Source organism: Streptomyces sp. NBC_00178 (assembly GCF_036206005.1).
Lineage (GTDB): Bacteria > Actinomycetota > Actinomycetes > Streptomycetales > Streptomycetaceae > Streptomyces.
On record NZ_CP108143.1, the window covers coordinates 3801655 to 3816578 of the forward strand.

Genomic DNA, 14924 nt, shown 5'->3' on the forward strand with positions numbered 1-14924 from the left:
TTTCCGGATCTTTCGGTGCTTATTAGGCTCGGGTCATGCCCGACCCGGATCCGAAGGACTCCGCCGAAGCCGCGCGGCCCACACCCGGCAGCCTGCGGGAGCTCTCCGCGGAGCTGACCGCGCGTGTGCCGCACCTGCTGGAGGCCACCAGGTCCGTGGGGCCGGGCCTCGAACTCCACTCCACCCTCGAACGCATCTGTGAGACCGCGGCCGAACTCGCCCACGCCCGCTACGCGGCCATCGGGGTCGTCGACAAGCCGGGTGAGAGCCTGTGCGACTTCATCACCTACGGGGTGTCCGACGAGACGGCGCGGGCCGTCGGACGGCCGCCCGACGGGCACACCGGCCTGCTGGGCGCACTGATCCGCGAGGGCGTCTCCATCCGGCTGGAGGATCTGGAGGCCGACCCGCGCTTCGAGGGCTTCCCGCCCGGCCACCCGAGGATGCGGACCTTCCTCGGCGTCCCCATCCGGGTGCAGGGCGAGATCTTCGGCAACCTCTACGTGATGGGGAAACGGGACGGCGACGCGTTCGGCCACGACGAACTGCACATGCTGCGCGTGCTCGCCACGGAGGCCGGGATCGCCATCGCCCACGCGCGGACGTACGAAGCCGCCCGGCAGCGCGAGCGGTGGATCGACGGATCGGTCGCCGTCACCACCGCCCTGCTCTCCGGCGGGGACGCCGACGAGGCGCTGACCGTCGTCGCCGAACAGGCCCGCCGCCTGGCCGACGCCGAAGCGGGCATCGTCCTGCTGCCCGCGGAGGGCGGCGGTCTGGAGATCGTGGCGGTCGCCGGGAACAAGCCGTCCGCCTCCCTAGGTGTGATCATTCCGCCGCACAGTCCGGTGGTGGCGGCCCTTCTGAGGGGCGAGGAGGTCTTCATCAGCGACCCCGCCACCGACCCGCGCATGATCACCAGGATGGCCGACCAGTTCGGCCCGCACATGCTGCTCCCCCTGCGCAGCGGTGGGCGGGTGCTCGGCGCGCTCGCCGTGCCGCGCGCCCGGGGAGGCCGCGCGTTCTCGCAGACGGAACGAACGCTGGCGGGCCATTTCGCCGCTCAGGCCGCCCTCGCGCTGAAGCTGGCCGAAGCGCAGAGGGACCGGCAGAGGATCGCGGTCTACGAGGACCGGGACCGGATCGCCCGGGACCTCCACGACCTGGTCATCCAGCGGCTGTTCGCCACGGGGATCATGCTGGAGGAGGCTCAGAGCCGGTCACGGGTCCCCGCCGTGCGGGAAGGCGTCGGGCGGGCGGTCGACGAGCTGGATGTGACCATCCAGGAGATCCGCACCGCCATCTTCGCCCTGCAGCAGGAGGCGGCCGAGGCGCCGTCGGGTCTGCGGACCCGTGTGCTGAGGGAGATCACCATGGCGGCGGTGCCGCTGGGCTTCGAGCCCACGCACCGGTTCCTCGGCCCCGTCGACTCCCTCGTGGGAGAGCTGGCCGGGAAGAACCTGATCGCGGCGCTCCGGGAGGCGCTGTCCAACACCTTCCGGCACGCGAGGGCCACGCACGTCGACGTGAGCGTGGACGCCACCGCGGTGCTGCCCGGCGGACAGGACGCGGTCCGGCTGTCGGTCGCCGACGACGGGGTGGGGATTCCGGAGGGGGGACGGCGCAGCGGTCTGCGGAACCTCGCCAGGCGCGCGGAGTCGCTCGGCGGCGCGAGCTGGTTCGAGGCCGGGCCGGGCGAGGACGGCGGCGGTACGACGGTGATCTGGCAGGTCCCGCTCTGAGCGGAGACACGACCGTGCGGCGTCCGGCCCCCGCTCTCAGCGGAGACACGACCGTGGCGGCGTCCGGTCCGTCGGCGTGCATCCTCGGCCTGTCAGGGAATGGCGAGGATCCACGTCGGGACCGTCGGCGGGTCGCGGGGATCCCGTCGGACCCGGCGAGAAACCGTCCCGGTCTGCCGGCGGGTGGCGAGGATCCGCGTCGGGACCGTCAGCGGGTGGCGAGGATCCGTTCGGGACCGTCAGCGGGTGGCGAGGATCCGCTCGATGACTGCCGCCACGCCGTCCTCGTTGTTGGTCAGCGTCACACCGGTCGCGGCCGCACGGGCGGCCGGGTGCGCGTTGCCCATGGCGAACGAGGCTCCGGCCCAGCCGAGCATCTCCACGTCGTTCGGCATGTCCCCGAACGCGACCACCTCGTCCGCGCTGATGCCGCGTTCCGCACAGCAGGCGGCGAGGGTGTTGGCCTTGGACACTCCGAGACCGCTCACCTCCAGCAGTGCGGTGGGGCTGGACCGGGTGAACGACGCGCGGTCACCCGCGGCCTCCCGCGCCAGCAGCAGGAAGTCGTCGGGGGTGAGCTCGGGGTGGTGGGCGAGGACCTTCAGTACCGGCTTGCCCGCGCCCGGCGCCTCCTCGTGCAGGAGCTTCTCCGCGACCGCGACCGTGGCACCCGGGTCCATATGGAAGGGCGGGTAGGCCGGCTCGTAGTGGATGCCGGTGGTCAACTCGACGGCGAACGAGACGCCGGGGGCCGCCTCCCGCAGGATGCGGACGACCTCCAGGGCGACCGGCCGCTCCAGCGGGTGGACCTCGATCAGCCGGCCGTCGTCGTGCAGGTCGGCGACGGCGGCGCCGTTCGCGCAGATGGCCATGCCGTGGCCCTGGACGTGGGCGCTGACCACGTCCATCCAGCGGGCCGGCCGGCCGGTGACGAAGAAGACCTCGATCCCCGCCGCCTCTGCAGCCGCGAGCGCGGCCACCGTGCGGTCCGACAGGGTCTTGTCGTCACGCAGCAGTGTGCCGTCCAGGTCGGTGGCGATCAGCCGGGTCACGGCGGGCAGCGGGTAATCGGTAGCGTCGGTAGCTGAGGTCACGGGGTCATTCTCCCGCACGACGGTGCACGGGCGTGCGCAGGGTCGCACATCTGAGTGCGCGAGCCGCTGATCAGCGGTACATGCTGCTGGCATATGTCATCGGCTTCACGGTGCTCCCGTGGCCCGACGCGGGCGCGCGTGATCTCAGCTGAACTGGGCCGCGGCCTCCGTCGCGATGCGCTCGAACATCTTCATGTCGATGTCGAAGACGCTGTCCGCCACGGGCCAGTGGACGACGATCTCGGTGAAGCCGAGTTCGTAGTGCTTTCCCGCGAAGTCGACGAAGGCGTCGAAGGACCGCAGCGGGCTGCCGGGGGTGAAGCCGGTGAGCAGGATCTTGTCCAGCTCCGCCGCATCCCGCCCGGCCTCCTCGCAGGCCGCTCCCAGTCGGTCGATCTGACCGCCGACGGCCGCCAGGGACTGCTCGGCGGTGCCGCTCTCGAACAGCTTCGGATCTCCGGTGGTGACCCAGGCCTGGCCGTACCGTGCGGCGAGCCTCAGCCCGCGCGGGCCGGTCGCCGCCACCGCGAAGGGCAGCCGGGGACGCTGCACGCAGCCGGGGATGTTCCGGGCCTCGGAGGCGGAGTACAGACGGCCCTCGTGGGTCACCGAGGGCTCCCTCAGCAGCCTGTCCAGCAGCGGGACGAACTCCTCGAAGTGGTCGGCGCGCTCCCTCGGCGTCCAGGGTTCCTCGCCACTCCCGCGCAGTGTGGTGGCGTCGAAGCCGTTGCCGCCGGCACCGATGCCCAGCGTGATCCGGCCGTCGGACACGTCGTCCAGCGTGATGAGTTCCTTGGCCAGGGTCACCGGGTGCCGGAAATTGGGCGAGGTGACGAGGGTGCCCAGGCGCAGCCGCTCGGTGGCCGCCGCGGCGGCGGTCAGCGTGGGGATCGCCCCGAACCAGGGGCCGTCCCGGAAGGTCCGCCAGGCCAGGTGGTCGTAGGTGTACGCGGCGTGGAAGCCCAGTTCCTCGGCTCGCACCCATAGGGCCCGGCCGCCGTCGTGCCAGCGGTTGATGGGCAGGATCACGGTGCTCAGTCGGCGCGCGGAGGTCATGGAGCAGACTCTACGGTCATGGCCGCGGGAGCCGTGGGGGCCCGTCAGTCGCGCAGCCGCAGGAAGTCGGGCGGCACGCAGTCGGTGAGCCAGACCCCGTTGGCGCTGACGTGGAAGAGGCGGCCCGCCCGGTGCATGGCACCGGCGTCCACCGCCAGCACGACCGGCACGCCGCGCCGCGCCCCGACGCGCACCGCCGTCTCCCGGTCGGGCGACAGGTGGACGTGGTGGCGGGCCATCGGGCGGAGTCCTTCCGCGCGAATGGCCTCGAGCGACCGGGCGACCGTGCCGTGATAGAGGTACGCGGGCGGTTCGGCGGGAGGCAGGCCGAGATCGACCTCGACGGTGTGGCCCTGGTTCGCCCTGATGAGGGGGCCGGCGACCATGAAGCGCTTCTTGTCGTTCACCGCGACGACGTGGTCCAGCTCCTCACGGGTGATCGTGAAGCCATGCCGTGCGCAGGCCTTCAGCAACTCGTCCACGGCCACCCAGCCGTTCGGGTCCAGGCTGATTCCGATCCGGTCCGGCTGATGCCGCAGATGCTTCGACAGGTACTTGGACACCTTCACGGTGCGTCGTTCGTCCATCCCGCCAGAGTGGCGTCCGGCGTCCCGTGCCGCACCCGGATTTCACCGGATGTCTTTCGCATTCTTCGACGTCAGCAGGTTTGATCCACAGCCAACTTGCCTTATCCACAGACTCTTTGACGCTTCTGTGGACAACTGGGTTCCGCTATGCGGTGTTTGTGCAACTCTGTTCTCTTCAAGGGTGGATGTGCCGGTAATGGGCCATTTGCCCTCCAATGCGCCTCTCCCTGGCGGCCATTCACCAATGGGCCCGCACCCACGTCCTCTTGTGACGGGCCGCCCCATGTCCCGCTCGATAAAGGCCACATGGAGCGCAGTGGAGATCAACACCGATCGGACTCACAGTGGGGGATTCAGCCGTGCCACTCCCCGCAGCAGCCGAGGGCTGATCCTGGAGAGCAGCCGTGTGCCTCGGGCCTCGGGAGTCACCGGGACCACGGCGCGGTTGCGTACGACGGCGTCCAGGATGGCCTGAGCCACCTTCTCCGCAGGGTAGTTGCGACGGGCATAGAGCGTGCTGGTCCGCTCCCGGAGCCTGTCCTGCTCCACCTCGTCCACACCGGCGAAACGTGCGGTCGCCGTGATTCCGGTGTTGACGAAGCCGGGACAGACGGCGCTGACGCCGATCGACCTCTCGGCGAGTTCGGCGCGCAGGCACTCGCTGAGCATCAGCACGGCGGCCTTCGATGTGCTGTAGGCGGGAAGCATGCGGGAGGGCTGATAGGCGGCCGCCGAAGCGATGTTGACGATGTGGCCGCCCTGGTCCCGGTCGGCCATCTGCTTGCCGAAGAACCGGCAGCCGTGGATGACTCCCCAGAGGTTGACGTCGAGTACCTTGCGCCAGTCCTCACTCGTCGTCTCCAGGAAGGAACCCGCCAGTCCCACACCCGCGTTGTTCACCAGTACGTCGACGACGCCGTACTCGGTGGCGACCTTCTCGGCGAGCTTCTCCATCGCCTGCTCGTCGCCGACGTCGGCCACCTCGGCCCAGGCCGTCGGGGCGCCGACGAGCCGTGCGGTGGCGGCAGTTCGGGCGGCTCCCTCCGCATCGCGGTCCACGACCACCACGCGCGCGCCGGCCTCGGCGAAGGACAGGGCCGTCGCGCGCCCGATACCACTCGCCGCTCCGGTCACCAGGACCAACTGACCGCCGAACCGGGCGGCATGGGGCCCGTGGGGCATGCTGCCCGTCACGGTCTCGTTCACGGACGACGGGGTCGCCGACGCCGGGCCCCTGCGTTCTCGGGCCGCCACGAAGTCGCTGATCCAGGTGCTCAGCTGATCGGGCCGGGTACGCGGCACCCAGTGCTTCGCGGGCAGAGTGCGGCGCACCAGATCCGGCACCCAGGCTTCGAGGCCGTCGTGGAGTGTCGGAGAGAGGAAGGCGTCACCGGTCGGTGTGATCAGCTGGACCGGCACGTGTGCGTAGGCGTCGGGACGGGGGTGGCGCAGGCGTGGGCGGATGTTGTCGCGGTAGAGCCAGGCCCCGTGTGCGGCGTCCCGTGGGAGGGAGTCGGTCGGATACCCGTCCGCGGGCACCTTCTCCATCCGCCGCAGGATGCGGGGCCACTGCCTGCCGAGCACCCCCTGCCAGGCCAGCTCGGGCAGGGCGGGCGTGTGCAGGGCGTACACGTACCAGGACTTCGCTCCCTGGCCGAGCAACTGTGCGACCCGGCGCGGGCTCGGGCGCGACACGCGCTGCTTGATCCAGTGTCCGAAGTGGTCGAGGGAGGGGCCGGAGATGGACGTGAACGAGGCGATGCGGCCCTTGGTCCGCTCGACGGTCGCGAATTCCCAGGACTGGACGGAGCCCCAGTCGTGGCCCACCACATGGACGGGGCGGTCCGGGCTCACCGCGTCCAGGACGGCAAGGAAGTCGTCGGTCAGCTTCTCCAGCGTGAAGCCTCCCCGCAGCGGGCTGGGCGCCGTCGACCTGCCGTGTCCGCGCACGTCGTACAGCACGACGTGCCAGTTCTCGGCAAGGCGGGCGGCGACCTCGGACCAGACCTCCTTGCTGTCCGGATAGCCGTGCACGAGGACGATGGCCGGCCGTGCCGCGTCGCCCGACTCGGCTACGCACAGCTCGACTCCGCCCGTTCGCACCCAGCGCTCGCGCGCGCCTCGCAGATCCACGCCGCCTCCTCGTCCGTGCCGGTGTCGCGGTACGCGCCCGTAACGTGACACCGCTGAATGTGGCAACCGACCGGTGATCGCGTCAAGGGATGCCCCGGACCTGTGGAAAACGGCCCGGCGCGGGCGGACACCGCGGCCTGCGGTCCGGGCGGGCCCGTGACACCGTGGGGCGACGTGCCGCGACCGACGGCGGGAAGCACCCTTGATCAGCCATGATTCCGTCGCCGTGCGGTCGGTCCGGGTTCGGGCGTCCTCCTCCGAGGGGTCCCCCTACGGGTCCGTACGCCTGGAGTCGGACATGGATGCAACCGTCAGGTCTGACGACTCCAGTGGCGCCCGCCACTACCTTCGAACACGTGACTGTGATCGCAACCGAAAGCCTGAGCAAGCGGTTCCCCAGGGTGACCGCGCTTGACCGGCTCTCCTTGGACATCGGACCGGGCGTGACCGGTCTGGTGGGTTCCAACGGGGCCGGCAAGTCCACACTGATCAAGATCCTGCTGGGTCTGTCCCCCGCCACCGAGGGCCGGGCCGCGGTGCTCGGGCTCGACGTCGCCACCGAAGGCGCCGCGATCCGGGAACGGGTCGGCTACATGCCCGAGCACGACTGCCTGCCGCCCGACGTCTCGGCCACCGAGTTCGTCGTCCACATGGCGCGGATGTCCGGACTGCCGCCGACCGCGGCCCGCGAGCGCACGGCGGACACGCTGCGGCACGTGGGGCTGTACGAGGAGCGGTACCGCCCCATCGGCGGCTACTCGACCGGCATGAAGCAGCGGGTCAAGCTGGCCCAGGCCCTGGTCCACGACCCGAAACTGGTCCTCCTCGACGAGCCGACCAACGGCCTGGACCCCGTCGGCCGGGACGAGATGCTCGGACTGATCCGCCGGGTCCACACCGACTTCGGCATCTCGGTGCTGGTCACGTCGCACCTCCTGGGGGAGCTGGAGCGGACCTGCGACCACGTCGTCGTCATCGACGGCGGGGCGCTTCTGCGGTCCAGCTCGACCAGCGACTTCACGCAGACCACCACCACGCTGGCCGTCGAGGTCACCGACAGCGACGAGCACCCCGACGGCACGGACGCCCTGCGCCGGGCCCTCACCGGGGCCGGGATCAAGCTCGTCGGCCATGACGGCCTCGACGCCGAAGGGCTGCCGGGAGCGGGACACATCCTCCTGGTCGAGGCCACCGGCGAGGAGACCTACGACCTGGTCCGCGACAGTGTCGCCGGACTCGGTCTCGGACTCATCCGCATGGAACAGCGACGCCACCGCATCGCCGAGGTCTTCCGCGCCGGGGAGTCGCCCGTGGCGGTCCCGGCAGCGGCGTCCGGCGCCGGACAGCAGAAGGGGAGCGGTCGCGATGAGCACTGAGACCGGGACCACCGCCGGGAGCGACACCTCCCGCATCCACAACATCGGGTACCGCTCCTACGACGGGGTCCGGCTGGGCCGGTCCTACGCCCGGCGTTCGCTCTACTCGCAGTCCCTGCGCGGCTCGTTCGGACTCGGCAGGTCCGCCAAGTCGAAGGTTCTGCCGATGCTGCTGTGCGGGGTGATGTGCCTGGTGGCGCTGATCCTCGTGGCCGTCGCCATCGCCACGCCGAGCATGACGAAACTGCCCATCAAGTACACGGACTTCGCCCTCTACCTGCAGGCCGTGATCGGACTCTTCCTCGCCTCCCAGGCGCCGCAGTCCGTGTCCCGGGACCTCCGGTTCAAGAGCGTGCCCCTGTACTTCTCGCGTCCGATCGAGCGCGTCGACTACGTCCTCGCGAAGCTCGCGGCGATGGCGTCCGCCCTGCTCATCCTCACCGGACTGCCCCTCCTCATCCTGTACGTGGGCGCACTGCTGGCGAAGTTCGACTTCGCCGACCAGACCAAGGGCTTCGGGCAGGGGCTGGTCTCCGTGGCGCTGCTCTCCGTGCTCTTCGCCGGCCTGGGGCTGGTCGTCGCCGCACTCACCCCCCGCCGGGGCTTCGGAGTCGCCGCGGTGATCGCGGTCATGACCATCACCTTCGGCGCGGTCTCCACCGTCCAGGCGATCGTCTGGGAGACGGGCTCCCCCGACGCCGTGACCTGGCTGGGGCTGTTCTCCCCCATCACGCTGATCGGCGGCGTGCAGACGGCGTTCCTCGGCGCAACCTCCGCCTTCCCCGGCGGGGAAGGCCCCGGGGCGGCGGCCGGAGCCGTCTATCTGATCGTTGTCCTCGCGCTGGTCGCCGGCTCGTACGCCGTACTCATGCGCCGCTACCGGAGGGTCGGGCTGTGACCACCATCGAGATCGACCACACCTCGCGCTGGTTCGGCAACGTGGTCGCCGTCAACGACGTCAGCATGACCGTGGGCCCCGGCGTGACCGGGCTGCTCGGCCCCAACGGAGCCGGCAAGTCCACGCTGATCAACATGATGGCCGGGTTCCTCGAACCGTCGACCGGCACGGTGACGCTCGACGGCGCGCCGATCTGGCGCAACGAGGCGGTGTACCGGGCCATCGGGATCGTGCCGGAGCGGGAGGGGATGTACGACTTCCTGACCGGCCGTGAGTTCGTCGTCGCCAACGCGGAGCTGCACGGACTGGGGGACGCCGCCGCGGCGAAGGCGCTGGCCACCGTCGAGATGGAGTACGCCCAGGACCGGAAGATCTCGACGTACAGCAAGGGGATGCGCCAGCGCGTCAAGATGGCGTCCGCCCTGGTCCACGACCCTTCCGTGCTCCTGCTGGACGAGCCGTTCAACGGCATGGACCCACGGCAGCGGATGCAGCTGATGGAACTGCTGCGCCGAATGGGCGCGGAGGGCCGTACGGTCCTCTTCTCCTCGCACATCCTGGAGGAGGTCGAGCAGCTCGCCTCGCACATCGAGGTGGTCGTCGCGGGCCGGCACGCCGCCTCCGGCGACTTCCGCAGAATCCGCCGGCTGATGACGGACCGGCCGCACCGCTATCTCGTCCGGTCCAGCGACGACCGGGCGCTCGCCGCGGCGCTCATCGCCGACCCCTCGACGGCGGGGATCGAGGTCGACGTCACGGAGCGCGCCCTGCGCATCCAGGCGGTCGACTTCGGACGCTTCACGACGCTGCTCCCCAAGGTCGCGCGCGAGCACGGCATCCGGCTGCTGACCGTCTCCCCGTCCGACGAGTCCCTCGAATCGGTCTTTTCCTATCTCGTAGCGGCCTGAGTAGTGGCCTGAAAGGAGCTGTGAAGCGTCATGTACGACCCCACAGTCGCCCGGCTCACCTACCGGGCCCTGCTCGGCCGGCGCCGGGCCGCCATCCTGTTCGTCCTGCCCGTTCTGCTCGTGGCCATCGCCGTGGCGGTGCGGGCGTTCGCCGGAGCCGACGACGGCGTGGCCTCCGGGGTGCTGGGCGGCTTCGCCCTCGCCACGATGGTGCCGCTGATCGGCGTCATCGCGGGGACCGGTGCCATCGGGCCGGAGATCGACGACGGTTCCATCGTCTACCTGCTGGCCAAGCCGGTGAAGCGGCCCACGATCATCTTCACCAAGCTGATCGTGGCCGTCGGCGTGACGATGATGTTCTCGGCCCTGCCCACCCTGATCGCGGGCCTCGTCCTCAACGGCAACGGCGGGCAGATCGCCGTCGCCTACACGATCGCTGCCCTGGTCGCCTCGATCGCGTACAGCGCGCTGTTCCTGCTGCTCGGCACGGTGAGCAGGCACGCGGTCGTCTTCGGCCTCGTGTACGCGCTGGTGTGGGAGGCGCTCTTCGGCAGTCTGGTGCCGGGCGCGCGGACGCTCAGTGTCCAGCAGTGGTCCCTCTCGGTGGCCGAGAAGGTCGCCGGTGACGGGCTGGTGACCTCGGACGTCGGTCTGCCGCTGGCGACCCTGCTGCTGGTCGGTGTCACGGTCGTCGCGACGTGGTACGCCGGACAGAAGCTCCGGGCGCTGAAGCTCGCCGGCGAGGAGTGAGAGCCGGATCCCGTGCAACCCCCGCCCTGTGGGCGGGGGTTGTTCCATGTGGGGCGCGGATCGCTGTACGTGTCCGCGGGCCGCCCCGCTCGTTGAGCGGGGTGCGTGGAGGCAACTGGAATCCGTGGCGTCGAGCTTTCGTGAATCAGGGGAACGCCGGCACCGGTGAGGCAGTGCCCGCCGGCCGGTCATCGAGCAGGTGGCAACCGTGAGCGCCCTCCGCCCTCTCAGCCCGGGGACAGGGCCGTTCCTGCCGTTCCCGCGCACGAAAGGCATACCCATGCCCACAGAGGTCGCCCTGCTCGAATCCCCCGCGCTCCGGGTCGAGCAGATGGGCCGCGTCGAGGTCCTCGACAAGGTCAAGAGCCTGGTCATGCTCCCCGATGGAATTCACGTCCGCACAGAGGACGTGGCCCACTACTTCGAAGTATCCACAGCCTCGGTCAGGCGGCTCACCGACCGGCATCAGCAGGAGCTGCTCAGCAATGGAATGCGCGTGCTCCGAGGCTCTGAAGTGCGAATCTTCCACAGCGACACGATGTCGCCATGGAAGGGCGACCGGCCCGGAAGTCATCCACAGGTGGGCACGAGGCTGCGGCTGTACACCCGTCGGGCGGTCCTCAACGTTGCCATGCTTCTTCGCGAAAGTGATGTCGCCCGCAGCGTCCGGACGCACCTGCTCGATGCCCAGGAGGACCTGAGGACGTCCTATGCGTCCCTGGACCGGCGGGTCACCCGGATCGAGGGCTGCCTCGTCGACGTGGGAAGCGCGCTCCAGGAGCTGGCCCCCGTGCTGGGGCGCATGTCCCAGCGGCTCGACTCGCTCGACCACAGGGCCGATCGCAGCCATCAGGTGGTCGGCGCCATCAGCCTCCGGCTCACCGACGTGTCACTGGGCGTCGTCCGGCTCGAATCCCGTCTGGGCGACCTCGTCGAGCGACTCGGTGATGCGGCGACTCGGTGACGCGGGAGGCCGCGACGCCTGAGGCCGGCCCGGCCGCGCGGGCCACCGAGGAGAAAACGGGTGGTCCCCGGAGGTGTGGCTCGGGCACAGTGAGGGGACGGCGCAGAACGACGGCGCACACGGTGACCGGGAGAGGAGCGTGGCGATGACCAGCAGTCCGAGTCCGTCACGTTCCCGGCAGGGTGGTCCGGGGCCGGTACCGCGGTAGCCTCATCGGCTGCGCGGCGGTGCGCCTTCGCAGGACCCCCGGGTGGCCCTTCATGCGCATCGCGCGGCCACCTCCCGGAGGATTGGCCGAGTGGTAAGGCAGCGGCTTGCTAAGCCGTCGTCGGGGCACATCCCCGCGCGCGTTCGATCCGCGCATCCTCCGCAGCATCCGGGACCGGCGCCACGCGGCCGCCCGCCGGTCCCGGGAGTACCCCGTTCAGGCTTCCTCGTCACAGTGCCCGCTCCTCGGCCCGATGTCCCTGATACGACTCGGATTCCCCTCCGGGTCGAAGGAGTCGTGGAAGGTGAAGGCGCGCGGCGCGGGGCCGTGGACGCCGAGGTGGTCCAGCCGGGAGACCCCGTCCCGCCAGGTGGGCGTCACGCCGTCGGGGACCCACCAGAACACGTGGTTCGGGTGCTCCGTCCTCTCGAACCAGTCGTAACGCCTGTTCAGCGCCTCACGGTGTAGGCCCGTGTAGATGGCGTCGAAGGCGGCGCGCAGGCCGGTCCAGAGGGAGAGGGGCGTGGCCAGGGCTGTGGTCTCCGGCGTGTGGCCCTTGTCGTACCAGGAGGGTGCGGCGAACTCCCCCCACGCACCCCAGTCGGCGTCGAAGAGCTCGCCCGGGCGACCGTCCACCGCTTCGGCCCGCGCGAGGTATCCGGGGTGCCGGCCGATCTGCCGGTACACGGCCTCGCCCAGGTCGTAGAACTCGCGGGTGAGAGGCGTGGGATCGGCGAGGGGCGACTTGAGAACGCCGAATGTGTACAGAGCGAGTTGGGGCATGCGTCTCTCCCTGGTCGGGGCCTGGTGGAGGAACTCCGGTGCGGTGTGAGGGCGATCGCCGAAGACCAGGCGAAGGTAGCCGCCTCTTCCCTCCCTGTCGAAGTTGCGCTTTCTCCGCCCAAGTGGCCTTCTGGGCGGACCACTTGCCGGGCGGAACGGTGAGTACCGCTGCCGGCCGCCGGGGCCGGGGCGGCGCACACGGCAGACGACACACGGCAGACGGCACACGGCCCACGGCACATGACAGGGAGGCGCCCGGCCGAGAACTCCGGCCGGGCGCCTCCCTGTCATGTGCCCCTGTGTTTCCTAGTGCACGTCGCCCTGGCCGCGCGAGGCGGAGCGCAGCAGTTCCTCCAGCACGACCGCGATGCCGTCGTGCTCGTTCGACGCGGTGATCTCGTGCGCCACGGCCTTCAGCTCGTCGTGCGCGTTGGCCATGGCGACCCCGTGCCGGGCCCAGCCGAACATCGGGATGTCGTTCGGCATGTCGCCGAAGGCCAGTGTGTCGGACGCCTTGAGCCCCAGCCTGCGGGCGGCCAGCGAGAGGCCGGTCGCCTTGCTCAGCCCCAGGGGAAGGATCTCCACCACACCGGGTCCCGCCATGACCACGTCCACCAGGCTGCCGACGGCCTGGCGCGCGGTCCGTGCCAGTGCGTCGTCGTCGAGCTCGGGGTGCTGCAGGTAGATCTTGTTCAGGGGGGCGGCCCACATCTCGGCCGGGTCCTTCATGTACTGGGCGGGTACCGGCCCTTCCTGGACCCGGTATCCGGGGCCGACCAGCACCTCCCCGTCGAGCCCGTCGCGGCTGACCGCCAGGGCCAGCGGACCGGCCTCCGCCTCGATCTTGGACAGCGCGAGCCCGGCGAGCTGCCGGTCGAGCGTGAGCGAGGTCAGCAGCCTGTGCTCGCCCGCGTGGTAGACCTGCGCGCCCTGCCCGCACACCGCGAGCCCGTCGTAGCCCAGGTCGTCCAGGATGTGCCGGGTCCAGGCCACCGCGCGGCCCGTGACGACGATGTGCGCCGCACCGGCCGCGGTGACCGCGGCCAGCGCCTCCCGGGTCCGCTGGGAGACGGTGTGGTCGTCACGCAGCAGGGTGCCGTCGAGGTCGGTCGCGACGAGCTTGTAGGGGAACGTCACTTGGAGACCGGTTCCAGCAGCTCGCGCCCGCCCAGGTACGGCCGGAGCATCTCGGGCACGCGGACCGATCCGTCGGGCAGCTGGTGGTTCTCCAGGATCGCCACGATCGTGCGCGGGACGGCGCAGAGCGTGCCGTTGAGCGTCGACAGCGGCTGGACCTTCTTGCCGTCGCGCATGCGGACGGAGAGCCGGCGGGCCTGGAAACCGTCGCAGTTCGACGCGGAGGTCAGCTCGCGGTACTTGCCCTGGGTGGGGATCCACGCCTCGCAGTCGAACTTTCTGGACGCCGAGGCACCCAGGTCGCCGGTCGCGACGTCGATCACCTGGAACGGCAGCTCCAGACCGGTGAGCCACTGCTTCTCCCAGTCCAGGAGCCTGCGGTGCTCGGCCTCGGCGTCGGCCGGGTCGACGTACGAGAACATCTCGACCTTGTCGAACTGGTGCACGCGGAAGATCCCGCGGGTGTCCTTGCCGTAGGTGCCCGCCTCACGGCGGAAGCAGGGCGAGTAGCCGGCGTACCGCAGGGGCAGCTTGTCGGCGTCGATGATCTCGTCCATGTGGTACGCCGCGAGGGGGACCTCGGAGGTGCCGACCAGGTAGTAGTCGTCCTTCTCCAGGTGGTACACGTTCTCCGCGGCCTGGCCGAGGAATCCCGTGCCTTCCATGGCACGCGGGCGCACCAGCGCAGGGGTCAGCATGGGCACGAAGCCGGCCTCGGTGGCCTGGGCGATCGCCGCGTTGACCAGGGCGAGTTCGAGCAGCGCGCCGATACCCGTCAGGTAGTAGAAGCGTGACCCGGAGACCTTGGCGCCGCGCTCCATGTCGATGGCGCCCAGGGCCTCGCCGAGCTCCAGGTGGTCCTTGGGTTCGAAGCCCTCGGCGCCGAAGTCACGGATCGTGCCGTGCGTCTCCAGGACGACGAAGTCCTCCTCGCCGCCGACCGGCACGTCCTCGTGGACGATGTTGCCGAGGAGCAGGAGAAGTCGCTTGGCCTCGGCGTCCGCCTCGTCCTGCGCGGCGTCGGCGGCCTTGACCTCGGACTTGAGCTGTTCGGCCTTCTTGAGGAGCTCGGCGCGCTCCTCGGGGGTGGCCTTGGAGACCAGCTTGCCGAGCGACTTCTGCTCGGAGCGGAGTTCGTCGAAGCGGACGCCGGACGACCTGCGCAGCTCGTCGGCGGAGAGCAGGGCGTCGACGAGCGCGACGTCCTCTCCACGGGCGCGCTGGGAGGCGCGAACACGGTCGGGGTCCTCACGGAGCAGGCGAAGGTCAATCACCCCACAAGGCTACC

At 70.5% G+C, this 14924-nt stretch carries 13 protein-coding genes and 1 tRNA gene; 7 read left to right on the forward strand and 7 right to left on the reverse strand.

The window, feature by feature from the left end:
* The first annotated feature begins 35 nt into the window (after positions 1-35).
* A complete protein-coding gene (locus tag OHT61_RS16455; protein WP_329039200.1) occupies positions 36-1742 on the forward strand; it encodes a sensor histidine kinase in 1707 nt (568 codons plus the stop codon).
* A 239-nt stretch (positions 1743-1981) separates the two neighbouring features.
* On the opposite strand, the gene OHT61_RS16460 is transcribed toward OHT61_RS16455, so the two are convergent.
* From OHT61_RS16460 to OHT61_RS16475, 4 genes are all read right to left on the reverse strand, one after another.
* Positions 1982-2854: a Cof-type HAD-IIB family hydrolase gene (locus OHT61_RS16460; protein WP_329039201.1), complete on the reverse strand. Its 873-nt coding sequence runs from the start codon at positions 2852-2854 to the stop codon at positions 1982-1984.
* Between the two features lie 126 nt (positions 2855-2980).
* Positions 2981-3892, reverse strand: coding sequence for an LLM class flavin-dependent oxidoreductase (locus OHT61_RS16465; RefSeq protein WP_329039202.1), 912 nt, complete (start codon positions 3890-3892; stop codon positions 2981-2983).
* A 44-nt stretch (positions 3893-3936) separates the two neighbouring features.
* Positions 3937-4479 carry an RNA 2'-phosphotransferase gene (locus tag OHT61_RS16470; RefSeq protein WP_329039204.1) on the reverse strand — a complete coding sequence of 181 codons (543 nt, stop codon included), beginning with the start codon at positions 4477-4479 and terminating at the stop codon, positions 3937-3939.
* Positions 4480-4818: 339 nt separating this feature from the next.
* Complete coding sequence (locus OHT61_RS16475) at positions 4819-6612, reverse strand: SDR family oxidoreductase (protein ID WP_329039205.1); 1794 nt, start codon at positions 6610-6612, stop codon at positions 4819-4821.
* A gap of 302 nt (positions 6613-6914) precedes the next feature.
* Here OHT61_RS16475 and OHT61_RS16480 point away from each other — a divergent pair, with 302 nt between their 5' ends.
* From OHT61_RS16480 to OHT61_RS16505, 6 genes are all read left to right on the forward strand, one after another.
* A complete protein-coding gene (locus OHT61_RS16480) occupies positions 6915-7988 on the forward strand; it encodes an ABC transporter ATP-binding protein (RefSeq protein ID WP_443049463.1) in 1074 nt (357 codons plus the stop codon).
* Positions 7978-8886, forward strand: a complete 909-nt coding sequence (locus tag OHT61_RS16485; RefSeq protein ID WP_329039206.1) for an ABC transporter permease — start codon at positions 7978-7980, stop codon at positions 8884-8886. The genes OHT61_RS16480 and OHT61_RS16485 overlap by 11 nt, the downstream gene beginning before the upstream one ends.
* On the forward strand, positions 8883-9794 hold the full coding sequence (locus tag OHT61_RS16490) for an ABC transporter ATP-binding protein (RefSeq protein ID WP_329039208.1): 912 nt from the start codon (positions 8883-8885) through the stop codon (positions 9792-9794). Before OHT61_RS16485 ends, OHT61_RS16490 begins: the two co-directional genes overlap by 4 nt.
* A gap of 30 nt (positions 9795-9824) precedes the next feature.
* Positions 9825-10544, forward strand: a complete 720-nt coding sequence (locus OHT61_RS16495; protein ID WP_329039210.1) for an ABC transporter permease — start codon at positions 9825-9827, stop codon at positions 10542-10544.
* A gap of 280 nt (positions 10545-10824) precedes the next feature.
* On the forward strand, positions 10825-11508 hold the full coding sequence (locus tag OHT61_RS16500) for a hypothetical protein (protein WP_329039211.1): 684 nt from the start codon (positions 10825-10827) through the stop codon (positions 11506-11508).
* A 284-nt stretch (positions 11509-11792) separates the two neighbouring features.
* Positions 11793-11878, forward strand: a tRNA-Ser gene (locus OHT61_RS16505).
* A gap of 54 nt (positions 11879-11932) precedes the next feature.
* Here OHT61_RS16505 and OHT61_RS16510 read toward each other — a convergent pair.
* The 3 genes from OHT61_RS16510 to serS all read right to left on the reverse strand — a co-directional run bounded on the left by OHT61_RS16510 (position 11933) and on the right by serS (position 14910).
* Positions 11933-12499 (reverse strand): DUF3291 domain-containing protein, encoded by a 567-nt coding sequence (locus OHT61_RS16510; RefSeq protein WP_329039213.1) that lies wholly within the window; start codon positions 12497-12499, stop codon positions 11933-11935.
* A gap of 306 nt (positions 12500-12805) precedes the next feature.
* Entirely contained in the window at positions 12806-13636 is an 831-nt protein-coding gene (locus OHT61_RS16515) for an HAD family hydrolase (protein ID WP_329039215.1), read from the reverse strand.
* Complete coding sequence (gene serS / locus OHT61_RS16520) at positions 13633-14910, reverse strand: serine--tRNA ligase (RefSeq protein WP_329039216.1); 1278 nt, start codon at positions 14908-14910, stop codon at positions 13633-13635. Before serS ends, OHT61_RS16515 begins: the two co-directional genes overlap by 4 nt.
* Positions 14911-14924: the final 14 nt, after the last annotated feature.